This window comes from Leifsonia xyli subsp. cynodontis DSM 46306 (assembly GCF_000470775.1).
GTDB classification, from domain to species: Bacteria; Actinomycetota; Actinomycetes; order Actinomycetales; family Microbacteriaceae; genus Leifsonia; species Leifsonia cynodontis.
Genome location: NC_022438.1, coordinates 2,300,048 through 2,323,507 on the forward strand (window position 1 = coordinate 2,300,048; position 23,460 = coordinate 2,323,507).

Here is a 23,460-nt window from a genome sequence, read left to right on the forward strand (position 1 = left end):
GCCCCCTTGACAGGGTGGGTTCTAACAGTGGTCGCAACACCGGCTAGTTTCGGGAGTTGTTATGACACTTGTAAGGACGTCGCAGAAGATGACCGGGCCGGCACCGATGTCGGCCGAGCGTGCATGATATATCGAGTTGTGGCGGCAGGGAATGAACACCTCCGAGATCTGCCGGATGCTCGGGATTCGCCGCAAGCTGGGCAACAACTGGCGGAACGGGTGGAAACATCGCGACCTGGTCACGGGCAAAGTGCGTTACTATCCGCCGATCGATGAGGTTCCGGTGGTGACGACGGTCTCGGCCCGGTTCTTATCGGAGGACGAGCGGGTGAGGATCGCCGACCAACTCAGGACGGGCGCGAGCATCCGCAGTATCGCAGCCGACCTGGGACGAGCACCGTCGACAATCAGCCGGGAAGTGCGCCGCAATCGCGGGATCACTGGGGAAGTATCGACCGTTCCATGCGCACCGGCTCGCGAGGAGTCGCCGTGCCCGTGACCGGCCGGGGAAGATCGCCTCCAACCCCCGATTGCAGCAGGAGATCCGTGGGCTGTTGAAGAAGTATTGGAGTCCCGTTCAGATCTGTCAGCACCTGCGTCAGCAGCATCCTGACGATCCGAGCATGCGCGTGGTGCATGAGACGATTTACCGCGACCTCTACGACTACCGCGGCGGCGCACTCCCGCGCGAACTCTGCCGAATGCTGCGCACCAAACGCGACAGACGCAAAGCACCCCGCGTGATCGCCCGGCGCAGGATCCGATTCAACGCTGCGCTCACGATCCATGACCGTCCGTTCGCGCCCACGGACCGCAGCGTCCCCGGAGCCTGGGAAGGCGACCTCATCATGGGGCTCGGCAACCGTTCGGCGATTGCCACACTCGTCGAGCGAACGACCCGGTTCACTCTCCTGTTGCCTGTTGACGCTGTCAACAGATCCGAGAGCCTCCGCGATCAGCTCGTCCCTGCTCTCGCGGCGCTCCCGCCCGAACTACGCCGCTCAATCACCTGGGACCAGGGCTGGGAAATGGCGAGACATGAAGAGATCAGCCGCGCAACAGGAACGAGAATCTACTCCTGCGACCCGCACTCGCCCTGGCAGCGCGGCAGCAACGAGAACACGAATCGGCTCTTGCGGGACTACTTCCCCAAACGCACCGACCTCAGAACACACACCCCGAAAGAGCTCGCCCTCGTCGCCGCCGAACTCAACAACCGACCCCGCAAAATCCTCGGCTGGAAGACCCCGAACACCCTCTTCACTACGCTGCTAGAACAAACACACCATCCATGAGTGTTGCGACCACTGTTAGAACCCACCCCCAATTCCCCTGGACCGTGACAAACGTCGCGTATTGGGTGGCGTTCAGCGCGAGAGCTCAGGCGAACGGCTCCCACGGCGGGACAGCGATGATCACGCCGAGCCCGACCGCGACAGACGCCGGGACCATCGGCCAGCGGCGCGGGCGCCGCTGGCGTGCCGCCGTGGCGGCGTCAGTGCGCGAGTTCGGGAACCGTCCGCGGCCGGACGACGAGCCACAGGGACGCGATCGACACCAGCGCGCACACCGCCATCACCGCGCCCATCGGCACGGCGCTGCCGGTGCCCAGGATGCCGACGATCGGCGAGACGATCCCGGCGATCCCGAAGTTCAGAGCGCCGAGCAGGCTCGCGGCCGTGCCGGCTTCGTGGCCATGGGCGCTCAGCGCGAGGACCTGCACACAGGGGAAGCCGAAACCGCAGGCGGCGATGAAGAACCACAGCGGGACGACGACCCCCCACAGGCCGGCCTGCGCCTGGTCGAGCAAGACGATGAGGAGAGAGGAGACGAGCATGACCACGGTCGAGACAGCGAGTATCCACTGCGGCCCGACATACTTCGTGAGGCGCGAAGCGGACTGCACACCGATGATGATGCCGATCGAGTTCACAGCGAAGAGCAGGCCATACTCCTGCGGGTTGAACGAGTAGATCTGCTGGAAGACGAACGAGCTCGCGGAGAGGTACGAGAAGAGCCCGGTGAAGTTCGCGGCGCCGACGATCGCGATGCCGACGAAGACGCGGTCGCTGAGCACAGACCTGTAGCGCTGGCCGACGGTCGCGTGCCCGGCGTCGTGCCGCCACGCCCGCGGGAGGGTCTCCGCGATCCAGAGCGAGACGCAGACATTGCGGTGCCGCGACCAGAGCTCGCCATAAGCGTTCGCGTCGCCGGCGCGGACCCGCTCCAGCAGACGACGCTCCTGTTCGCCAGCTCCAGCCAGGGAGGAATGGACGATGGATGCGGAGGCCGAGCGGCCCACCAGATCAAGCTGAGGCATTTCGGATCCCTCGACGCTCCATTCGAGTGCGACCCGGGGCCGCACTGTTCGGGTAGTTCACCTAAAATGCCAACGGTGATGTGAGAAATCCCGCGTAGTACTACTACCTGATCGGCTACGCGAGTATGCGTCTCCCGCCACGCTTCGCCGCTCCCTCGCCGACGGCGGCTCGGGGCGCGCAGCTCCTGCGGAAGGGCCTGTGGAGGGAGGGGCGTTCCGCCGCCGGGCATCGTGCGAAGAGACTGCCGGAGGGCGCGCCGCCCCCAGAGCGGGGGCTGAACCGGGCGAGTCCGTTCGCAGCTCGGCTTCCCGGGAGCAAGAATGGTCTCACCTTCACAGGAATGACAGATGAAACAGTTCGGTAACATCTCAGATTTTCTCAGCACGAGCCCGCTCGTCGGAAGACGCTCCGAACTCCGCAGCGCCCTCGCCCTGTCCGAAGCGTCGCGCCTGGTGACCGTCACCGGCCCCGGCGGGGTGGGCAAGACCCGCTTCGCCCTCGAACTGGCCGGCCGGCTCTCGCAACGCTTCGCCCTCCCGGTCTGGGTGCTCCCTCTCGCCCGATCGGTCGACCTCGACGACGGGATCAGCAGCACGCTGCGGCAGATCGGCCAAGACTCCGCCTCGCTGATCGACTACCTGGCGAGCCGGGAGGCCGTCCTCGTCGTGGACAACTGCGAGCATCTCCTCCCGGAGTGCCGCGAGCTCATCGGTCAGATCCGCAAGCGCTGCCCGTCGGTCCGGGTGATCGCGACCTCTCGCGAGCATCTGGGCATCGACGGCGAAGCCATCTTCGCTCTCCCGGTCCTCGGCCTGAAATCCCCGGCCGGCGCCGGAGACGAGCCCTCAGACTCGGCCCGCCTCTTCCTGATGCGGGTCGCCGCCCGGAACCCGGAAGTGGAGTTGGAGTCCGAGCTCCGCACCGTCGAGCGGATCTGCTCGCGCCTGGACGGGCTTCCGCTCGCGATCGAGCTCGCTGCGGCGCGAGCTGCGCTGTTCTCGCCAGCGGAGCTGCTGGAACGGCTGGAATCGCCGCTGAGACTTCTCACGGCGGACCGCGGGCGCTCGGACCGCAACGCCTCGATCCGCCGGTCGATCGGGTGGAGCTACGATCTGTGCGCTCCGGACGAGAAACGGGTCTGGCGGTTCCTCTCGGTCTTCACCGGGCAAATCCCCCTCTCGACCATCGAGTATGTGACCCGGCGAGTCACCCCGGACGTCGAGAACACGCTCGATCTCGCCCACTCGCTCGTGGACAAGTCCGTGCTCAGCACGAGCCGGGATGAGCACGGCGTGTGGTTCTCCCTCCTGGTCCCCCTCCGCGAGTACGGGCGCGAGGCCCTCGAATCCGCCGGCGAAGACACCCTCGCCCGCCGCATCCATCTGGACCGCTGCATCGATCTCGTGAGCGAGGTGGAAGCCGAGTGGGCGAGCGCGCGGCAGCGCTCCCTCCAGGCGCAGATCTCCCACGCGATCCCCGACGTCCGTTCGGCGATCGACTTCGCCTGTGCCGACCTCTCGCTCCACCGGAGCTGCCTCGATCTGCTCGTGCCGCTGTGGCGGCAGCTCTGGGTGGACCGCGACCGGCTGGGAGAGCTCATCGGCTGGCTGGACACGGTTCTCTCTGGAATGGCGGAGACCGACGAGACTGTGGTCGAGGCCCTCATCATGCGGGCCTACTTCGCCGGGATCGCCCAGGGCATGCCGGCCGCCGAACCCCGCTTCGCCGCAGCGCTCCAGCGGGCGGACGAGATCGGGTACGCGGACGCGCACCTCATCTACGACATCGGGATGGCGACTCTCCTGCCCGACGGGGACGAGGCCATCGAACTCTACGAGCGGTCTCTGCCCGCAGCGATGAAGAATCCCCACATCCTCCTGGGGACCAGAATCCAGCCGCTGCTGACGCTGATGCACGACCGGCTGGGGCACCGCGAGCGCGCGGATGAGCTGACGAGGACGTTCGTCGAGCGCTCGACGTTCACCGGAGAGGTCCTCGACCGTTCCTATCTGATGTTCGGACGCGGTGTGAACGCCCTCACCCGCGGCGAGGCGCAGACGGCGATCGACTTCGCCGAGGAGTGCGTCCGCCTCACCCAGACGACACTGACCCACGACACCGGCGCCAGTCTGGAGACTGGTCGCCGGCGGCCTCGTGGAGCTCGGCGACCCCGTCGGCGCCGCCCGTGCGCTCGGGACCGCCGATGCGGTCTGGGACACGATCGGCCGGCACTCCGTGAACTTCCTCCAGCAACCCGCCGACCGCGCACCGATCGAAGCCGCCGTCCGGGAGGTTCTCGGTGACGAGGCTTACGCCGCCGAGGCCTCCGCGGCGCGAGCGGGAGATCCGCCGCCTGGTGCGGGCAGGGCTCAGCAATCGCGAGATCGCCCTCCGCCTGACGCTTTCGGTCCGCACGGTCGAGGGGCATGTGCAGAACACGCTCGTTCAAACTCGGCTACGAGTCGCGGAAGCACCTCATAGCCAACGAGTCGCGCCGCCTGACGGAGTGACCAAAGGACACCCCGCGGTCGCGGTCCACGCGTGCGACAGCCGATGCACAAGGACCAGGCTCGGCATGAGTGGCACAGCACGCTTCCACCCAGTCGATCGCGCATTCCGCCCACACTGCGCAGAGCAGTCAAGAGGGCTGTGCGGTCAGGCGCTCCGCCGGAATCCGGTCTCCTTATCCGTGTACTTATCGGTGTACTTAGACAGGGCTATCGCCTGTCATCGTCATGGTCGAACCCCCGTTTTGCACAAGGGGAAACCTCCCTGACTCACCGGTGATGAAGGAAGCACCATGACAACGATCGACCTCTCTCTCGAATGGCTCTCAGCTACAAGAAGAAGAGCCTCGCTTGGCTCGTCCCCACCGTCTGCGCCGTCGCCCTGGTCGTGGGATCGGCAAGCAGCGCCTCCGCCGCCGCCCACACGGTGGCCGGTGGCGGCCACAGCAGCGCGCTGGCATCCCACGACACCGCCCGCGGTGACAACGGGAACGGCCGGATCGGCGACGACAACGCGACGATTCTGACCCAGGTCGTCTCGGCGGTGCGCGGGCCGGACGGAATCACGATCACGGGCTGGGCGCCGCCCGGCGCTCGGCTGAAGACGACGAACGATCCGGACTACGGATGGTTCGACCCGGAAGGCGGGATCACCTACGCCACTGCGGACGGCTCCTTCACTCTGGTCACGAAGCGGACCATTGCCGGGGTGGCCGTCGTCGAGTCCTTCGACCCGAAAACGGGCGAAGTGATCAGCGGGTCCCCCCTTCCCGTCATCCCTCAGGCGCATATCGACTCCGCGGTTCGGGGAAGCGACGGCACGGTCACGATCACGGGCTGGGCGCTGCCCGGAGCCCGCATGAAGACGACGAACGATCCGCAGATCGGATGGTACGACCCGGAAGGCAGGATCACGTACGCCAAAAGGGACGGCTCCTTCACCCTGGTCACGAGCCGGAGCATCGACGGACAGGCTGAGGTCAAGTCCTACGACCCGAACACGGGCGAAGGGATCAGCGACTCCAACCGCATTCCCGTGACCTCCCCCTGACGGAAATCCACTGCTCACCGACTCGCCCCGGCGTTTCGTGAGACAGGTCCTGCCAAGGAACCCTGTCTCCGGACACGCCGGGGCGAGATCCGTTAAGCGCTCAGCCCCCGCCACGGCGCGCTCCGGGGGCAGCCACACCCCCGGACAACAGAGAAAACACGTACTATGCTGACCTCGAATCCACCGGGCCGGCGCCTGCCGGAGGAGCAGCCGAAAGGAACGAGACCCAGGCCAATTCGCCGAAGAGAAAAGACGAAATCCATGTGTGGAATCGTCGGCTGGGTCTCCTTCGATCGGGACCTGACAGAGCACCGCGAAAGCGTGGACGCGATGACGGCGACCATGGCTTGCCGTGGACCCGACGCCGAAGGGTGTGGCTCGACAGACACGGCGCGCTCGGCCACCGTCGCCTGGCCATCATCGATGTCGAGGGGGAAGCCAGCCCATGTCTGCTCACACGGACGATGGCGCGGTCACCCTCACCTACAGCGGCGAGGTCTACAACTTCTCCGAGCTGCGGGGGGAGCTGATGCGTCGCGGGCACCGGTTCCAGACGCGCAGCGACACCGAAGTGGTGCTGCACGGCTACTTGGAGTGGGATGAGGCTTGTCGCCGAGCATCTCAACGGAATGTACGCCTTCGCGATCTGGGATGCGCGAGCGGAGAAGCTCGTCATGATCCGGGACCGAATGGGCGTCAAGCCGCTCTACTTCTTCGAAACCGATGACGGAGCGCTGTTCGGCTCCGAGCCGAAAGCGATTCTGGCCCATCCGCTGGCAGACCGCGCCGTCGACCTCGACGGTTTGCGTGAGGCGGTCAGCTTCGCGCAGACGCCGGGAAGCGCGGTGTGGTGCGGAATGCGTGAGGTCGTCCCCGGCGGAGTGGTCACTGTCCGTCGTTCCGGCCTCCGGGAGTATCGCTACTGGACGCTGGCCACCCGGCCTCACACCGATGACCTGCCGACGACCATCGCGACGGTGCGCTCGCTGCTCGAGGACATCGTCGGCCGCCAGCTGGTCTCCGACGTTCCTCGCTGCACTCTGCTCTCCGGGGGATTGGACTCGAGCGCGATCACCGCGCTCTCCGCAGCCCAGCTTGCCCGCCACGGGGAGAAGGTGCGGAGCTTCGCTGTCGACTTCGTCGGGCGGGAAGACGATTTCGTCGCGGACGAGCTGCGCTCCACGCCGGACGCGCCCTACGCACAGGCCGTCGCTTCGCACGTCCAATCGCAGCACGAGACGATCGTGCTCGACCACGATGCGATCGCCGACCCCGCCGTGCGACGGGCGGTGATCACGGCGCGCGACAGCCCCCTGAGCCTGGGGGACCTGGACGCTTCGCTCTCCCTGCTGTTCCAGGCCATCCGCGCACACTCGACGGTCGCGCTCTCCGGAGAATCCGCCGACGAAGTGTTCAGCGGATATCGGTGGTTCCATCAGCCCGAGGTTCAGGCCGCGCCGACTTTTCCGTGGATGGCGCTCCCTGTCAGCGGTTCGCCGACCCGAGTCCGAGACCGTTTCAACGCCACGATCACCGCCGCCCTCGACCTGCCCGCTTACATCCATGAGCGGTACGCCAGCGCGATCGCCGAGGTCCAGCCGCCCGAGGACGAGTCCGCCCACGAGAGACGAATGCGGGAGATCTGCTACCTGCACTTGACTCGGCTCGTCCGGATGCTGCTGGATCGCAAAGATCGGATCAGCATGGCTGTCGGGCTCGAAGTCCGCGTCCCCTTCTGCGACCACCGGCTGGTGGAGTACGTCTACAACGTTCCCTGGGCGATGAAGACCTTCGACGGCCGGGAGAAAAGCCTGCTCCGCGCCGCCGCCGCCGATCTGCTGCCGGAGTCGGTGCTGCAGCGCACGAAAGCTCCTCCCTACCCCGCCACCTCCGATCCCGGCTATGCCCGCGCCCTGGTTCAGCAGTCCCGAGATCTCCTCGGCGCCGACGATCGGGTCTTCGATCTCATCGACCGCGGGTGGCTCGAGGCGATCACGCGACAAGACCCGGCGACGATGACCTTGGATGTGCGCAACAGCGACCTTGGATGTGCGCAACAGCATGGAAACGGCGCTCGACCTCAGCACGTGGCTGGACATCTACCGGCCCGAACTCCGGCTGTGAACGAGCGCAGCCGACGCCAGGAGCGCCGTTCCCAAACCGTCTCGGCCGTCGAGGAGGTCAGCGCCCGACCGCGATGCGCAGCATCGCGGCGATGCGCTTCCTGTCCGCGGCGTCCATTGCGACCACCGCGAAGCCGACTGGCCAGACAGCGCCATCGTCGAGCTCGGCCGCCTGCTGGAACTCGATGGTCGCGTACCGGGTCTTGAACTTCGCGCTCGGCTTGAAGGCCACAACGGTCTTGCCGCCGGCGTCAGCGTAGGCGGGCATCCCGTACCAGGTCTTCGCGGTCAGAGCGGTGTTCTCCCGGACCAGCTGGTGGAAGGCCTCGGCAAGCTATCTGTCGGAACCGGTCATCGCGGCGATGGCGGCATCGCACGCCGCGGCAGCGTCTGCGCCCTGTTCAACGGCCTTCTTCTCCGCGACGGCGGCCTTGAGCGCCGCCTTCTCCTCTTTGCTGAATGCCGCAGCCATGATGTCTCCCTGTCCATGCGAGCTACGACCACTCTAGGAGTCCGGGCCGAACCCCTCCAGCCCAAGCCGAACAGCTCGAAAGCAGATCGGGCAGTGCGCGCGAGCCCCCTGTGCCGCATACTTTCGAGTATGAGCACGTCAGTCCCGCAGAGCGGTGAGAACGCCTTCGTCCGATTCCTGAAGCGCAAATGGCTGGCGATCGTGCTGGTCGTGCTCCTCATCGTAGTGGCCCTCCAGAACGCCGTCGGGAACGACCAGGCCACCCTGTTCCTGCTCTGGGCGCAACTGGCGATGCCGACCTGGGCGCTGGTGCTGATCGTGTTCGCGATCGGAGCGATCGCCGGCTGGGTGTTCGCGCGCAACCGCGCTGCCCGCAAAAACCAGCGTTGACTCACGCCCCGCGACAAGGTTGGCTGTGAGCATGGTTGCTCTCATCGTGATTCTCCTCGTCCTGTGGGCCGTGCTCGCCATCCTCGGCTTCGCCGTCAAGGGGCTGCTCTGGCTCGCCATCCTCGGGCTCGTCTTCTTCGTGATCACCGCGATCGTCGGCTGGCTGCGCCGCAGCGCGAGCGGCTCCTGAGCGGCGCAGGTCCGGCCAGCGGCGCGGGTCCGGCGGAGTCCGGCACGGACCCCGCCGCTCGGATCGCGGCGCGCTGGTGGACTTCCTCGCGCAGACCCGCGAGCCTAGTGGCTGAGCTACGACCCCTCCCCCACGCGCTACGACCGGATGCTGTACCGCCGCGCCGGGCGCAGCGGCCTCGACCTGCCCGCGCTCTCCCTCGGCCTGTGGCACAACTTCGGTGACGACCGGCCCCTCGAGACGCAGCGCGCCATCGTGCGCCGGGCGTTCGACCTCGGCATCACCCACTTCGACCTGGCGAACAACTACGGACCGCCATACGGTGCGGCGGAGACCGCCTTCGGCCGCATCCTGAGAGAGGACCTCCGGCCGTACCGCGACGAGATCGTCCTCTCCTCGAAGGCCGGCTGGGACATGTGGCCGGGGCCGTACGAGAAGGGCGGCGGGCGGAAGCACCTGCTCGGCAGCCTCGACCAGTCGCTGAGGCGGCTCGGGGTCGAGGCTGTGGACATCTTCTACTCGCACCGGCCCGACCCGGGCACGCCGCTGGAGGAGACGATGGGCGCGCTCGACACTGCGGTGTGCAGCGGCAAAGCACTGTACGTGGGCATCTCGTCCTACGGCCCGGAGGAGACCCGGCGGGCGGCGGAGATCCTGAGCGACCTCGGGACGCCGCTGCTCATCCACCAGCCGTCGTACTCTCTGCTCAACCGGTGGGTCGAGACGGAGGGGCTGCTGGACACCCTCGGGGAGCTGGGGGTCGGTATGATCGGCTTCACGGCGCTGGCGCAGGGGATGCTGACGGACAAGTACCTGGACGGCATCCCCGAGGACTCCCGGGTCACCTCTCTCGTGATCGGCGCGAGCAGCGTCAGCCAGCTGGAGGAGAACATCGCCGCCCTCGGAAACCGGTCGTTCACGCCCGAGGAGCTGGCCGCGATCGACCGGCACGTGATCGACGCGGGCGTCGACCTGTGGGCCCGTGCCCGACGCGGGGAATTGTAGAGGCACCGGCTCGCGACGGCGGTCCAGCCCTCGTGTCGGGGGACAGCGCTGGCAGCGGCCGGTGTGCCCGCGGACGCCGGTCTCCCCGAACCGGGGGAGCGACACAAAAGGAGTAGCCTGGGCTTGCCGGGTCAGTCCGGCTGCTGTGTCCGTCCGGCTCCGTCCCGGACGTGTGAGTCTCCGAAGCGCTTCCCCCGGGGTCACCCAGAGGACTTGGCTGCCTGGGGTCGTTGTCTCGGCCGGGTGAGAAATGATGGTTATGAGCACTGTCGTCGATCGCAGCAAAAACGTCATACCCGGACCGCCGACCGCGCTCCCGCCCCAGACCCGCGCGATCGCGGTCGCTTTCGGCCTGATCGCGACCGCCGTCAGCGCAGCCGGAAGCGGGGTCCCTTCGCTCTGGGGCGACGAGGCCGCCTCCCTCCTCTCCGCCCAGCGCCCGCTGCCGAGTCTGCTCCGGATGCTGACGCACGTCGACGCGGTTCACGGCCTCTACTACCTCGGTCTGCACGGCTGGATTCGCCTGGTGGGCGACAGCCCGTTCGCCATCCGGTTCCCCAACGCGGTCGCGATCGGGCTGGCGGTGGCCGCCATCACCGTGCTCGCCAGCCGCCACGGCGGTCCGGTGGCGGCGATCGCGGCGAGCATCGCCGGGACCGTGCTCCCCCGGCTCACCTACGCCGGGGAGGAGGCGCGATCGTTCGCGTTCACGGCCGCCGCCGCGGGCTGGCTGACGCTGCTGCTGGTCTGGCTGATCGACGGCCGGGGCCGGGACGCTCCGGCGCGGGCGCAGCGCTGGCGCTGGGCGCTGTACGCGGCCGGGATGACCGTGGCGTCGTACCTCTTCCTCTACTTCGCGTCGATGCTCGTGGCGCACCTCGGCATCCTGGTCTTCGCGCGGGCCTCCCGGCCGGTGCTGCGGGCGTGGGCGATCAGTGCCGGGGCGGTGCTGCTCGTGCTCTCCCCACTGGCGCTGCTGGCGTTCTTCGAGCGGCGGCAGATCGCCTACCTCGGCAGAGAGACGCTGAATCCGCAGCAGCTCCTCGCCGAGCCCTGGTTCGGCAGCGTGTGGGACACGATGGCGGCGTGGGCGGCCATTCTGCTGGCGCTGGGCGGCGGTCTGCTCCTCTGGCGGCGGGCGGGCGGGCGGTTCCGGCCCGGGCGGGCGGCGGCGAGGACGGGGACCGAACCGCCACAGACGGCCACGCTCTCGACGACGGTCGTGGCCGGATGCTGGCTCGTGCTGCCGACCGCGGTCCTGTTCCTGGCGAACCTCGTCTTCCCGCTGTACACGCCGCGCTACTCCACATTCACGGCTCCCGCGGCGGCGCTGCTGGTGGCCGAGGGCGTTCTGCTCGCCGCGCGTCTGCTGGCGTCGCGCTCGCGCGTTCCGATGGCTGCTGCCGCGGGGGCCGGGCTGCTGGCGTTCGCCGCGATCTGCCTGCCGGCCTACCTCTCGCAGCGCGGACCGTACTCGAAGGCCAACTCGGACTGGTCGGAGGTGAGCGCGGCCATCGGCGAATATGCTCGCCCGGGAGATGCCGTCGTGTTCGACGAGTCCACGCGGCCATCGCGCCGCCCGCGGCTCGCCGCTCGCACCTACCCGGCTGGCTTCGCTGCGGTGAAGGACGTGACGTTGCGGACCCCGTTCGCGGAGAACATCGGCTGGGAGGACAAGGCGTACTCGGTGCCGGAGGCCGCGGCGCTCGGCCGCTTCGACGGGGTGCGCCGGGTGTGGCTGATCGAGGACGACGAGGACGGGAACCTGAGCGACTACGGGCTGGCCGACCTGGAGACGCTGGGCTTCGAGGAGACCGGCCTGCGCGTCCCGACCCATCGGACCCTGCTGATCGAACTCTCCCGGTAGTCTGTATGTAAGCTGTTCGAAACAGGTATACAAATACGCAGTGTAGTATTCTTTTGGGGTGGAAACCCGAACCCCCGAAACCTGGCCGATCATCCGCACGCCCGCGATGACGATCGATCTGCTCGACCGTGACGGCGCGCTCGCCCTCATTCACGACCGCGCCCAGGACAGCGGCCGCGCTCCGCTCGCGGTCGTCTCGGCGAACCTCGACCACGTCCACCACTTCGGGCGCAAGGGCCGCTGGGCCGGAACGATCGGCGGCTCCGACGACCTCGGCGGCGAGGACGCCGTGGAGTGGGTCACCCTCATCGACGGGGCCCCGATCGCCCAGCAGGCCCGGCGGCTGACCGGGCGCGACTGGCCGCGGCTCGCCGGCAGCGATCTCGTCGGCCCCCTCCTGGACGCCGCGGAGCGCGACGGCCTCTCGGTGGCCTTCATCGGCGGCAGCCAGGAGACGCACGCCCAGCTCGCCGCGCAATTCCGCGCCGAGCGCCCCGGCCTGCGCGTCGCCGGCTTCTGGGCGCCGCAGCGAACCGAACTGGCCGACCCTCCGGCCTCGCGCGCCATCGCCGCGGAGATCCGTTCGGCCGGCGCCGACATCCTGGTGGTCGGCATCGGAAAGCCCCGGCAGGAGCTCTGGATCGCCGAATACGGCGCTCTGACCGGCGCGCGGGTGCTGCTCGCTTTCGGCGCGGTGGTGGACTTCCTCGCGGGACGCGTCCAGCGCGCTCCGGGCTGGATCGCGAAGATCGGCATGGAGTGGGCGTGGCGGCTGATGCTCGAACCGCGCCGCCTCGCCCGCCGCTATCTCGGACAGGGACCGGCCGCCTACCGGGAGGTGCGCAGCTGGGTGGACGAGGAGACCGCCACGACGACCGCGCTCTCCCCCTCCGACGGCACTGGCCGGCTCGCCGTCGCAATCGTGACCGACGGAGAAAGCGATGCCGATGGGCTGGCGGACGCTCTGCGCGACCGGGAGGGCATCGCGCCCGAGCGGGTGCGCGTGATCGACGGGACGCACGGGTTCGCCGCGGCCGTCGGGCACGCCGTCGCATCCGCCGGCGACGCCGAGCAACTGCTGGTGATCCGTCACGACCTCCGGCTGGACAGGGAGGCCGTGGCCGCCCTGAACCGCCGCATGCGCGCGAGCGGCGCGGGCATCGTCGTCCCCCGCGTCGAGACGGCGGAAGGCCGGACAGCGCAGTCGCTGCTGCGCGATCCGACGCCCTGGCGCGCTCTGGGCGATGCGATGCTCGGCGAGCGCTTCCCGAACCGGCCCCGGTCGCTGAGCGGTGTGGACCGGGACGCTGAGAGCTACGCCTTCGCGCACCCCGTCGAGGCCGCAGACGAGGCCGCGCTGCTCATCCACGTGCCGACAGCGAACGCCGCGGGCCGCTGGGACGGGACGTTCCGCGGCATCCGCGAGCAGGGCGCGACGGTCTGGTACGAGCCCGCCGCGACCGCGCGACCCGTCTGACGATCGCTTTCGCGCCGGGGCGGCGGCAGGGGAGCTCGTGCGGACGATTCGCGCTCGACGCGGAAGGGGTGCGCAGGAGTCCGCGACGACGGCCGGTGCCGCGCGTCGGCCGTCCGTCCGCCGCGCTCGGCCACGATGTCTGCCTCTCCCAGGAGGTGCTGCTGTGTACGGGCAGCCACGACCGGCGCTCGCCCACCTTCGAGTTCGACAACGCGCCCATCACCGTCGACGACGGCGCGTGGGTCGCCACCCGGGCGACCGTGCTGCGCGGCTGCCGGATCGGCCGGAACGCCGTGGTGGGCGCGAGACCGCGCTGGTCACCTCCGACGTCCCCGATGACGCGCTCGTCACCGCTGCGGCCGGGGCGCCGCCCCCGGGACAGCCAGAGCGCACCCCGTCGTCCGGAGACTGACCGTGCGCGTCGTCTCCCTGGTCACCCTGGTCACCCCCACCGGCAAGTACGGCGGACCGGTCCGGGTCGCCGTCAACCAGGCGCGGGCCCTCCGCGACCGGGGGCACGAGGTGACCATCGCCGGAGCCCAGCGCGGCTACGGCGGGAGCCCGCCCACCGACCTGGACGGCGTGCCGGCGCGGCTCTTCCCCGCGCGGACGGTCCTCCCCGGAACGGGGTTCGCCGGGCTCGCCGCGCCCGGCCTGCATTCCTGGCTCAGGGAGGCGGTGGCGGAGTCGGATATCGTCCACCTCCACCTGGCCCGCGATCTCGTGACTCTTCCGGCTGCTGTACACGCGCGACGGGCCGGCGTCCCCGTCGTCCTGCAGACGCACGGGATGATCGACCCCTCGACCCACCCGCTCGCCCGTCCGCTCGACGCCTTCTGGACGCGCAGCGTGCTGCGGGACGCGGCGGCCGTCCTATATCTGACGCCACGGGAGCGCGAGGGTCTGATCGCCGTCGCCGGCGACAGGCTCCGGCTCGTCCCGCTCGGCAACGGGGTCCCGCACTCCCGCGCCCGGCAGAGCCGGAACGGTGTCGAGGTGCTGTATCTGGCCCGGCTCGCGCCGCGCAAACGCCCCGAGGTCTTCGTCGAGGCCGCCGCACGCCTGGCGGCCGAGTTCCCCGCTGTGCGCTTCCGGCTCGTCGGACCGGACGAGGGCCGGGCCGGGGAGGTCGTCCAGCTGGCCGCGGAATCCGGCGCGGACATCGTCTGGGAGGGACCGATCGGCCCGGAGGCCACCGACGCGCGAATGTCCGAGGCGTCGATCTACGTCCTGCCCGCTGTCGATGAGCCCTACCCCATGAGCGTTCTGGAGGCGATGGCGGCCGGCCTCCCCGTGATCGTCACGGACAGCTGCGGGCTGGCCCCCGCCGTGGAGGAGAGCGGCGCCGGGATCGTCGTCGGCGACTCGGCGGACGCGCTCACCGCGGCGCTCAGACGCCTCCTGGCGGATCAGGAGCTTCGCCGGGCGATGGGCGAGGCGGGACGGCAGGCCGCGACCGGGCGCTTCTCGATGGCGTCGATCGCCCGGGAGCTTCTGACGGTCTACCGGCGAGCCGCGGCCGGGCCGCGGGAAGACGATCCGCGAGACGGAGATCGCCGGCTGAGGGTCTGAGGCGGGCCTCATCCGGCCGTTCCGGTCGCTGCGCGACGAAGAGGAGGCAGGCGATGGCGACAGCGACGGTGCCCGAGGCTTGCAGCAGCGATCCCCGGAGCAGGATGAGCAGGTAGATGGGGAAGATGGCTCCGGCGATGGCCCAGAGACCGTTCTGGCCGAACGCGGGGACCAACCGGGTGTCGAATCGGCGCAGAAGGGCTCCCAGACCGGCGAACGCCGCCACCACCACGATCAGCCCGCCGTTGACGAGCGCCTCCGCCCAGAGCGGCGCGGAGAGGTTGGCGAACGGGTACCCGCTGTAGTCCGCCAGCAGGATGCCCGTGTCGACGGGTTTGTCCGCCCAGAGAGCGCGCGGGACCCAGAAGAACAGCGTCCCGAGCGCCTGCCGACCAGGAACGACGAGTCCGTCGTGGACGAACGAGAGGGCGTTCGCGATCTGCCAGAACGCGTCGTAGTCCGGGCTGCTTTTGTACTCCCCGAAGAACCCGTCCCAGCTGACGTCGACCGTCACCCGGCGGAAGGCGTCGGCGAGCGGGAAGACGAAGATCAGACCGGCGATGGCCGCTCCCAGGAGCGTCCGCCTCCGGCGGACGGTCAGCATCGCACCGGCGTACACCACGAGGGCGAACCACACGGTCCCGAGACTGTAGCGCACGCTGCTGACCGGGTTGACCACCACGAGCAGGAGCGCGGTCGCGCCGAGGAGGACGGCGAGGGGGAACCCGCGACTCCGGTCCGAACCACGACGCAAGACCGCCAGCGCACCGATCCCGATGAGCAGTGGATAGATCGCGAGTGCGTACATGACGGAGCGGACAGCCGGATCGGGCCACGCGGCCTGGCGGGCAGCGAACACGGTGTCCCTGCTGCTCAGCAGGGTGCCGACGCCGATCCTCTGCACGAAGTAGGCCGAGAAGACGACGCCGATCGCGAGCAAGAGCAGGGTGCGCCCCCTGTTCACCCCCAGCACCCGCTGACCCGCCCGCTCGTTCGGCAGGGCTCCGTTCTGGCGCGCCCGGAGGCTCCGCTCCCGCAGGATCGCCAGCGCCCGGCCGGCCTCGTAGCACAGCAGCCCCGCGCACACGACGAGCGCGGCCGGGACATCGAGGTCGGGGCTCATGCCGGGAGTGGTCGTCGAGAGCAGGCCACTGCGGATCTGCACGGTGGGGGCGAGCCCCATGAAAATGTAGGCGAACAGCCAGAAGAAGAAGTCGAACAGGCGCGCCTGGCCGCTCACGATCGCGAAGGACAGCCGGGCTCCCGCCCAGACGGCGACGCCGATGGTCAGCGTCCACGCCAAACTCCGCCCGATGTCGGGAACGTCCACGACGAGCAGCAGCGGAACCGCGGCGGAGAAGAACGCAAGGAGAAGGACTGCGCTGAGGGTCCCCCGGGGGAGCGGACGCGATCCCGGGCGCTGAGCGCGGTCGCCGTCCGCGCGGAGGGGGAAGCCGGCGGTCACGGCGGTGTCACTTGATCGCGCTGGCGACGCGCGCAGCGATGGCATCCAGGTTTGGGACGACCGTGAAGCCCCGCTTCGCTGAGGCCGCGGCCTGCATGAGACGGACCGCGGTGTCCCAGTTCTGTCCGGACCAGCTCATCAGATCGAGCGTGAACCCGTCGATTCCCGCGTCCGCCGCCTGGTCCACCTCCGTGCGCAGATCGGTCGAGCGCCAGTCTCCGCCGAGCGGCTCGCGGCCGATCGGGCGGTCCCGGAGCAGACCGCCGTAGGCCAGGTGCTTGCCGCCCTCTCCGTTCGGATCGAGGTAGTTGCGCGCGTAGTAGTCCGAGGCCGGATCGGCGTTGTCGATCGAGATCGGGTACGGCGGAAAGTAGTGCGCGAACACTTTCCTGGCCGACGATCCGGGTGCGGGGATGGGGAACGAACCGCCGATTCCGGTCGCGCTGGGGGCGCTCACCGGCGGGACGGCCGGCGCGGGAGCGCTCGTGGCCGGCGCGGCCGGCGGCGCGGCCGCGTAGACGATGGACAGCCGCGGTGCAGTGAAGGTGGTCCCGACGTAGCGCTGGGAGTAGGCGATCTCGAAGGCCCCGTGTCCCTCCCGGTGGCGATCGCGGAGGGCCGCACGGGGATGCTGACGCTGCTTTCGGCCGTCGCTTTGACGAGCGCGGTGTTCGCGGGCGTCGCACTGGAGACCGGGCGGTTGAGCGCGGTCAGGCTCGCGGCCTTCCAATTCGCGGAGGTCGGATAGACCTGGAATCCGCCGGTGGTGGCCGCGGTCGAGCCGACGCGGAGCGTGAGAGTGGCCGAAGCGATCGTCTTGCCCGCGGCGAGCTGGGCCGTCGGGAAGGCGAGGAAAGCGCGATCGGCGCTCGCGGTCGCGCTGAGGAAGGGAGAGCGGTCGTGCGCTGCGGCGGGCTCTCGGCTCGTGATCCAGGTCGCCTGCGAGGCCGCGAGTGTCACAGAGTCCCCCACGGGGGCGCCGCTCGTGGCGGCAGCGGCGGGAACGGCGGTCGCGACCGCGAGGGCGACGGCCGTTCCCAGGGCGGTCAGCGTACGCCAGAGGCGGGGGAAGCGGCCGCTCTTCGGTTCGGGACCGCGGGCAGGGGAAGCGGGTCCGAACGGGGTCATGGCGGGGGTTCCAATGCGGTCGTCAGGCCGAGCTGGCGCGAGGGGAGGCGGGCTTCGGGATGGACACCGGGAGCATAACCGGCATCGCCGGACAGTGGCGACACTCATACGGGGCACAGTGAGTCGCCGACCCGTTACTCGCCCCTCGCCGGATCACCCCCGAAGAGGGCGTGCGCCGGACATGAAAATGATGTAACCTCACCTTTGTGAATAATTGAGAAACAGTCAGTTTATTAGTGATCTTCTCAGCGATTCCGCACAATGCAATCCGAATGCAGAGGCGCTCACAGTGTGGGGAGGGCACGGCGATGACGGTCATCAAGTCCAGGATCGGTGCGCTGGAGCTGCGCCGCGAACAGACCGGCACCGTCTTCTCGGAACGCGCCTGGGCCCGGCACTACCCGGACACTGCTTCTGGTGTCGGACACGGCGATCGTCCTGGCGGTCACGGTCGGTGCGATGCTCCTCCGATTCGGCTTCGACGAATCCGGCGAGCCGGTCGCGGAGTTCCTCGCCCATTCCCTCACGATCTCGCTCGTCATCGCGCTCGCCTGGCTGAGCATGCTGACCCTGTACCACACCCACGACCTCCGCGTCGTCGGCGTCGACGTCTCCGAGTACAAGCGCGTCGTCAACGCCACAGCCCTCACCTTCAGCCTCCTCGCCATCCTGTTCCTCCTGGCGAAAGCCGACATCGGGCAAGGCTCCTTCATCGTGGCGCTCCCCGCCGGGACGGTGTGCGTCCTGCTGTCGCGGTGGCTGTGGCGTCGCTGGCTCATCCGGCACCGGGTCTTCGGCCATTACCTCTCGCGGGCGCTCGTGGTCGGCGGTCTCCGCGACGTCGACTACGTGGTCGACCGCATCGAGAAAGCCTCGGGCGCCACCTACAAAGTCGTGGGCGTCGCGCTCGACACCGGCAAACGGACGGGCAGCAGGAAGCGCGAAGCGCTGAGCCGGACCATCTCGACGAAGACACAGGAGGTGCCGATCGTCTCCGACCTCGACGGGGTCGCTCCGGCCGCCGCGCGGCTGGGCGCCGACACGGTGATCGTCGCCGGCCGGGCCCGCGGCGACGGCGACTTCGTCCGCGAGCTGTCCTGGAAGCTGGAGGGGACCGCGACCAGTCTGGTCCTGGCCTCTCCCCTGACGGATGTCGCCGGGCCGCGCATCCGCTTCCGTCCTGTCGAGGGCCTCCCGCTGATCCAGGTCGAGATCCCGCAATTCGAGGGGGGCAAGCATCTCCTGAAGCGCGCCTTCGACATCGTCAGCGCCGCATTCGGCCTTCTGCTGCTCACGCCCCTGTTCGCCGTCATCGCCCTGCTCGTCAAACTGGAGGACGGCGGCCCGGTCTTCTTCAGCCAGGAACGGGTCGGGCGCGGCGGCGAGTCCTTCCGGATGTTCAAGTTCCGCTCGATGGCGGTGGACGCCGAGGCCGAGCTGGCGGGGCTCCGCACACAAGACGAGGGGAACGGCGTGCTGTTCAAGATGAAGCACGACCCTCGCGTCACCCGCCTCGGAGCGGTGCTGCGCCGATTCTCCCTGGACGAACTGCCGCAGCTTCTCAACGTCTTCCTCGGCGACATGAGCCTGGTCGGACCGCGGCCCCCGCTCCCGTCCGAAGCGCAGGGATACGAGAACCATGTCCACCGCCGCCTGTTCATCAAGCCGGGGCTGACCGGGATGTGGCAGATCAACGGGCGCTCCGATCTCTCCTGGGAGGAGAGCGTGCGGCTGGACCTCTACTACGTCGAGAACTGGTCGCTGCTCGGCGACCTCGTCATCGTCTGGCGGACGCTGCGAGTGCTCCTGCACCCCGCCGGAGCCTATTGAGACACGACCGCACGGCAGAAGGAGGGGCCATGACCCGCAGGGTCGGCTACGCAGCAGGGGCTTTCGACCTCTTCCACATCGGGCACCTCAACATCCTCAAGCACGCGCGATCGGCCTGCGACCATCTGATCGCCGGGGTGGTCTCGGATGACATGCTGCGGCTGACCAAAGGGATCGAGCCGGTCGTGCCGCTGGCCGAGCGGCTCGAGATCGTCCGGCAGATCCGCTATGTTGACGAGGTGTGCGCGGAGACGGTTCCGGACAAGCTCGACGTGTGGTGGGAGCTCCGGTTCGACGTATTCTTCAAAGGGGACGACTGGCGGGGCACGGAGAAGGGGATGCGCCTGGAACGCGAGTTCGCCGCTGTCGGCGTCGAGGTCGTGTACTTCCCTTACACCGTCACCACGTCCTCGTCGCAGCTGCGGCGCGCGCTGGACGCGCTGGCCGGCTGACCGCGGCCGTCACGGCCCCGCGAACCGGTCGGTCGCCTCGATCAGCGCGTCCAGGATGCCCGGCTCATCGAAGGCGTGCCCCGCATCCGGGATCATCCGGAACTCGGCCTGCGGCCAGGCCCGGTGCAGCGCCCACGCCGTCATCGGCGGCGTACACGCATCGTACCGGCCCTGAACGATGACACCCGGGATGTCCGCCAGCCGGTGGGCCTCCCGCAGCAGCTGATCCTCCCCGAACCAGCCGGCATGGGTGAAGTAGTGGTTCTCGATCCGCGCGAAGGCGACCGCGTGCTTCTCCTCCGTGAAGCTGGCGACCAGCTCCGGCCGCGGCAGCAGAGTGATCGTGGACGACTCCCACCGGGACCACGCGACGGCGGCCGGCCCATGCACCGCCGGGTCCGGGTCGGCGAGCAGCCGGCTGTACGCCTGAATCAGGTCGCCGCGCTCCTCCACGGGAACGGGCTCCAGGAATCCCTCCCACAGATCGGGGAACAGCGCCGACGCGCCGCCCTCGTAGAACCAGTCCAGCTCCTCCGGCCGCAGGGTGAAGATCCCGCGCAGCACCAGCTCCGTCACCCGTTCGGGATGCGTCTGCGCGTACGCCAGGGCCAGCGCGCTCCCCCACGAGCCGCCGAACACCTGCCAGCGCTCCACCCCCAGGCGCTCCCGCAGCCCCTCCATATCGGCGACGAGGTGCCAGGTGGTGTTCGCCGCGAGGTCGGCCTCCGGCTCGCTCGCGTGCGGCAGGCTCCTGCCGCAGTTCCGCTGGTCGAACAGGACGATGCGGTACTTCGCCGGATCGAACAGCCGCCGGTGCGCCGGGGTCGTCCCGCCGCCGGGGCCGCCGTGGAGGAACACCACGGGCTTCCCCTCCGGGGAGCCGCTCGTCTCCCAGTACACCTGCTGTCCGTCGCCGACATCCAGCATCCCGCTGTCGTACGGCTCGATCTCGGGGTAGAGGCTGCGCATGCACCGACCGTACCGGACAGCCGGCCCCAGCGGGCTGTGAGACACCGCGCACAGCAGCCAGCGCGACCGCTGCGCCGCACCATCGAGCGATGTCCTCGGCGCGTGGTTCCCGGGAGCGCCCGGAGAAGGACCGGTTCACCCGTGAGCGACTTGTGCGGCGGCTGGGCAACAAACATCAAAAATTGCATGATGAGAAATCACAGGAGTTCGTTCGGTCGCAAGACGGGCGGAACCGGCTCGCGAACGGCCGGACCCCGGCTATTGCGTCGAAACAAGCCGCACCTCGGCAGCCAGACAACAACCGCCGCACTGAGAAAGCCCGATGACTGAAGCATCACTGACGAACGTTCTCGTTTCGCCGCAGGAGAGCGGTGACCTGGATGGCTGGAAAGCCGGGGTGTTCGAGGAGTTCCACGCCCGGATGACTGACAAGGACAACGAATTCCCGTGCATCTTCGGCGTCGAGGCCGTCACGAGAGGCACTCTGCGCTACGGCTTCGTGAGCGACGAAGCCGGGGACCAGGCGACCCAGCTCTCCCGGATTCTCCGCCAGTTCACCGAGGTATGCCACGACCTCGGAAAGCGCACATCGCTGGTGTGCTTCTTCGAATCGTGGAATGCCGACAGCACCCATGCGGGCTACTGGCGACGCTTTTGGCAGCTGCTTGGAGAAGTCTCCGAGCAGGACAGCGCTCCGTGGCCCCCAGACATCTCGCAGAGCCTGGACGATCCGCAGTTCGAGTTCGCCTTCAACGGTCAGCCGATGTTCGTCGTCGTCAACACCGAACTCCACGAGCACCGCCTCAGCCGGCGCTTGTCTCGCGTGGCCGTCACGTTCCAACCGCGTTTCGTCTTCGACGACATCGCGGAGGGCACCCCCCGAGGCGATGCCGCCCGCGCGATCATCCGTGGACGCTTCGCGAGCTACGACACAGCGCCTCTCCCGGAGAACCTGGGCAGTTTCGGCGACGTCAGCAACCGGGAATGGAATCAGTACTACCTCGACGACGGGACCTCTGCGGACATCCCAGCGTCCTGCCCGTTCGATCGCTTCTGATTCGAACACCGACGAGACTCACCCTGAAAGCGAGAAGACCATGACCGCTCCCCGCATCAAACTCGGCGCCCGGCTGAGCGTCACCGAGGCCCTCGACACCTTCGCTCCCGAACAGGGCGGCATCGAATTCCAGACGGATCAGGCCGGCAAAGTTCACTCCTGGCACAGCCACTCCGTGACGGAGACGCTCGTCGTCCTCGAGGGGACCATGACACTCGAATGGGCCGAAGGATCTCCCGAGAACATCGCCGGCCGCCACGATGTCGGGCCGGGCGCCGTGATCAGCCTCCCGGCGAACACCATCCACCAGTCCATCAATCACGACAGCGTGTGCCGCTACCTCATCCTCCCGGAGGGAGGCAAAGCCGCCGAGACGCGCGTCTTCCCGTCATGACAGGGTCCCGGCGCATCGGCCGCGACGTCTGGGCGCTGTCCTTCGCGACCTTCGTCAACCGCGCCACCGGCTTCCTCGGACTCTTCGCCGCCATCTTCTTCTCCGAGACGGGGATGACGGCGGGGACCGTCGTCATCGCGCTGCTGATCGTCGGCATCGCCGGGGTCGGCGGGTCGCTCCTCGGCGGGCAGCTCGCGGACAGATTCGGCCGGCTCGCGATTCTGCTCGGGAGCACCCTGATCAATGTGGCGCTCTTCGCCGCCCTCGCCGTCATCGACTACTCGATGACCTGGTGGGTCGTCGGCATCTCGGCGGCGAGCGTGCTGGTCTCACAAGCGTTCGTGGGGCCGGCCTCAGCGCTCATCGCGGCGTCCGCGGACGGACCGGACCGGGTCACCCGGTTCGCGTTCTACCGGATCTTCATCAACGTCGGCAGCATCGTCGCGCCCGCTATCGTGGGGCTGATCGGACGTGAGCACTTCGACCTGCTCTTCTGGTTCTCGGCGGCCGGTTCGAGACTCGTCCCCGTCGTCCTGCTCGGGGGCCTCGGGCGGCGAAAAGCGGATCGTGCTCAGCCCGAGACGCGGGACGAGGCCGCCAAACCCGCGACCGAGGCGGCTGTCCCGAAGCCGAACGCGATCCCGCGGCTGGCCCTTCCGTTCGTGTACGTGGCGATGGCTCTGGCCATGGTGGTCTACGCCCAGCACCAGAGCGCCGTGCCGCTGCGACTCGATACCGAGCCGAACGGGGTGCAGCTCTACTCGCTGCTCCTCATCATCAATCCCGTCATCGTGATCGCCATCGAGTACCCGCTCAGCCATGTGACCAAGAGAATGCCCGCGCATGCCGCTCTCGCCATCGGCGTGGTCGTCATGGGCGTCGGCGTCACCGTGACGGGCAGTTTCGCGAACGTCACAGCAGTCGCCGTGATCAGCTGGGTGCTGTTCTCCGTCGGAGAGTGCGTCTTCGCTCCGATGTCCAACAGTTACGTGGCAGAGCTGTCCTCCGCCGCCGCTCAATCGCGCGCTCAGGGACGTCTGGCCGCATTCCAGTCCGTCGGGGCGGCGCTGGGACCGGGGATCGGCAGCTGGATGGCTGCTCGTCCTCGCGGGCGGCGCCTGGACGGGCTTCCTCATTCTGACGCTCGTGTCCGCCGCCCTCACTCTCGCCGCATGCACTGCGGTGTCGCG

Annotated in this window: 18 protein-coding genes and 4 pseudogenes; 17 read left to right on the forward strand and 5 right to left on the reverse strand. The window is 68.8% G+C overall.

Going from position 1 to position 23,460, the window contains the following annotated elements:
• The first annotated feature begins 151 nt into the window (after nt 1-151).
• Nucleotides 152-1,295 (forward strand): annotated as a pseudogene (locus tag O159_RS11075) (IS30 family transposase).
• A gap of 200 nt (nt 1,296-1,495) precedes the next feature.
• Here the strand turns inward: O159_RS11075 and O159_RS11080 are convergent.
• Nucleotides 1,496-2,167, reverse strand: a pseudogene (locus O159_RS11080) (MFS transporter); the annotation flags it as partial.
• A 501-nt stretch (nt 2,168-2,668) separates the two neighbouring features.
• On the opposite strand from O159_RS11080, the gene O159_RS13435 reads away from it, so the two are divergent.
• The 4 genes and pseudogenes from O159_RS13435 to asnB all read left to right on the forward strand — a co-directional run.
• A complete protein-coding gene (locus O159_RS13435; RefSeq protein ID WP_021755874.1) occupies nt 2,669-4,624 on the forward strand; it encodes an ATP-binding protein in 1,956 nt (651 codons plus the stop codon).
• Nucleotides 4,621-5,097, forward strand: coding sequence for a LuxR C-terminal-related transcriptional regulator (locus O159_RS14210; RefSeq protein WP_081689879.1), 477 nt, complete (start codon nt 4,621-4,623; stop codon nt 5,095-5,097). The genes O159_RS13435 and O159_RS14210 overlap by 4 nt, the downstream gene beginning before the upstream one ends.
• Nucleotides 5,098-5,147: 50 nt before the next feature.
• Entirely contained in the window at nt 5,148-5,879 is a 732-nt protein-coding gene (locus tag O159_RS11090) for a hypothetical protein (protein ID WP_021755875.1), read from the forward strand.
• Nucleotides 5,880-6,343: 464 nt separating this feature from the next.
• Nucleotides 6,344-8,209, forward strand: a pseudogene (asnB, locus tag O159_RS11095) (asparagine synthase (glutamine-hydrolyzing)); the annotation flags it as partial.
• 127 nt (nt 8,210-8,336) lie between these two features.
• On the opposite strand, the gene O159_RS15945 reads toward asnB, so the two are convergent.
• Complete coding sequence (locus tag O159_RS15945; RefSeq protein WP_169725695.1) at nt 8,337-8,474, reverse strand: hypothetical protein; 138 nt, start codon at nt 8,472-8,474, stop codon at nt 8,337-8,339.
• Between the two features lie 129 nt (nt 8,475-8,603).
• Here O159_RS15945 and O159_RS11105 point away from each other — a divergent pair, with 129 nt between their 5' ends.
• From O159_RS11105 to O159_RS11130, 7 genes are all read left to right on the forward strand, one after another.
• Nucleotides 8,604-8,864 (forward strand): LapA family protein, encoded by a 261-nt coding sequence (locus tag O159_RS11105; protein ID WP_021755877.1) that lies wholly within the window; start codon nt 8,604-8,606, stop codon nt 8,862-8,864.
• Between the two features lie 31 nt (nt 8,865-8,895).
• The gene (locus tag O159_RS15085) at nt 8,896-9,054 is read left to right on the forward strand and encodes a hypothetical protein (protein WP_043994290.1); all 159 of its coding nucleotides are present in this window, start codon (nt 8,896-8,898) and stop codon (nt 9,052-9,054) included.
• Between the two features lie 147 nt (nt 9,055-9,201).
• The gene (locus O159_RS11115; protein ID WP_021755879.1) at nt 9,202-10,059 is read left to right on the forward strand and encodes an aldo/keto reductase; all 858 of its coding nucleotides are present in this window, start codon (nt 9,202-9,204) and stop codon (nt 10,057-10,059) included.
• A 259-nt stretch (nt 10,060-10,318) separates the two neighbouring features.
• On the forward strand, nt 10,319-11,926 hold the full coding sequence (locus O159_RS11120) for a glycosyltransferase family 39 protein (protein WP_021755880.1): 1,608 nt from the start codon (nt 10,319-10,321) through the stop codon (nt 11,924-11,926).
• Between the two features lie 58 nt (nt 11,927-11,984).
• A complete protein-coding gene (locus O159_RS13440; protein ID WP_021755881.1) occupies nt 11,985-13,403 on the forward strand; it encodes a WecB/TagA/CpsF family glycosyltransferase in 1,419 nt (472 codons plus the stop codon).
• 238 nt (nt 13,404-13,641) lie between these two features.
• On the forward strand, nt 13,642-13,815 hold the full coding sequence (locus tag O159_RS15090) for a hypothetical protein (protein ID WP_169725696.1): 174 nt from the start codon (nt 13,642-13,644) through the stop codon (nt 13,813-13,815).
• A gap of 2 nt (nt 13,816-13,817) precedes the next feature.
• Nucleotides 13,818-14,975 carry a glycosyltransferase gene (locus O159_RS11130; protein ID WP_021755882.1) on the forward strand — a complete coding sequence of 386 codons (1,158 nt, stop codon included), beginning with the start codon at nt 13,818-13,820 and terminating at the stop codon, nt 14,973-14,975.
• 1,472 nt (nt 14,976-16,447) lie between these two features.
• Here O159_RS11130 and O159_RS11135 read toward each other — a convergent pair.
• Both O159_RS11135 and O159_RS14665 read right to left on the reverse strand, forming a co-directional pair.
• Nucleotides 16,448-16,897: a glycoside hydrolase family 71/99 protein gene (locus tag O159_RS11135; protein WP_021755884.1), complete on the reverse strand. Its 450-nt coding sequence runs from the start codon at nt 16,895-16,897 to the stop codon at nt 16,448-16,450.
• Nucleotides 16,894-17,568: a DNRLRE domain-containing protein gene (locus O159_RS14665; protein WP_021755885.1), complete on the reverse strand. Its 675-nt coding sequence runs from the start codon at nt 17,566-17,568 to the stop codon at nt 16,894-16,896. The genes O159_RS11135 and O159_RS14665 overlap by 4 nt, the downstream gene beginning before the upstream one ends.
• Before the next feature lie 417 nt (nt 17,569-17,985).
• Between O159_RS14665 and O159_RS11140 the strand changes: the two genes are divergently transcribed.
• Together O159_RS11140 and O159_RS11145 are read left to right on the forward strand one after the other, a co-directional pair.
• Complete coding sequence (locus tag O159_RS11140) at nt 17,986-19,398, forward strand: sugar transferase (protein WP_021755886.1); 1,413 nt, start codon at nt 17,986-17,988, stop codon at nt 19,396-19,398.
• Between the two features lie 29 nt (nt 19,399-19,427).
• Nucleotides 19,428-19,850, forward strand: a complete 423-nt coding sequence (locus O159_RS11145; RefSeq protein WP_021755887.1) for an adenylyltransferase/cytidyltransferase family protein — start codon at nt 19,428-19,430, stop codon at nt 19,848-19,850.
• 9 nt (nt 19,851-19,859) lie between these two features.
• Here O159_RS11145 and pip read toward each other — a convergent pair whose 3' ends face one another.
• Nucleotides 19,860-20,819 carry a prolyl aminopeptidase gene (pip, locus tag O159_RS11150; RefSeq protein WP_021755888.1) on the reverse strand — a complete coding sequence of 320 codons (960 nt, stop codon included), beginning with the start codon at nt 20,817-20,819 and terminating at the stop codon, nt 19,860-19,862.
• 322 nt (nt 20,820-21,141) lie between these two features.
• On the opposite strand from pip, the gene O159_RS11155 reads away from it, so the two are divergent.
• From O159_RS11155 to O159_RS15950, 3 genes and pseudogenes are all read left to right on the forward strand, one after another.
• On the forward strand, nt 21,142-21,876 hold the full coding sequence (locus tag O159_RS11155) for a YqcI/YcgG family protein (RefSeq protein ID WP_021755889.1): 735 nt from the start codon (nt 21,142-21,144) through the stop codon (nt 21,874-21,876).
• A 40-nt stretch (nt 21,877-21,916) separates the two neighbouring features.
• The gene (locus O159_RS11160; RefSeq protein WP_021755890.1) at nt 21,917-22,270 is read left to right on the forward strand and encodes a cupin domain-containing protein; all 354 of its coding nucleotides are present in this window, start codon (nt 21,917-21,919) and stop codon (nt 22,268-22,270) included.
• Nucleotides 22,267-23,358: pseudogene (locus O159_RS15950) on the forward strand (MFS transporter); the annotation flags it as partial. The gene O159_RS11160 and the pseudogene O159_RS15950, both read left to right, overlap by 4 nt.
• Nucleotides 23,359-23,460: the final 102 nt, after the last annotated feature.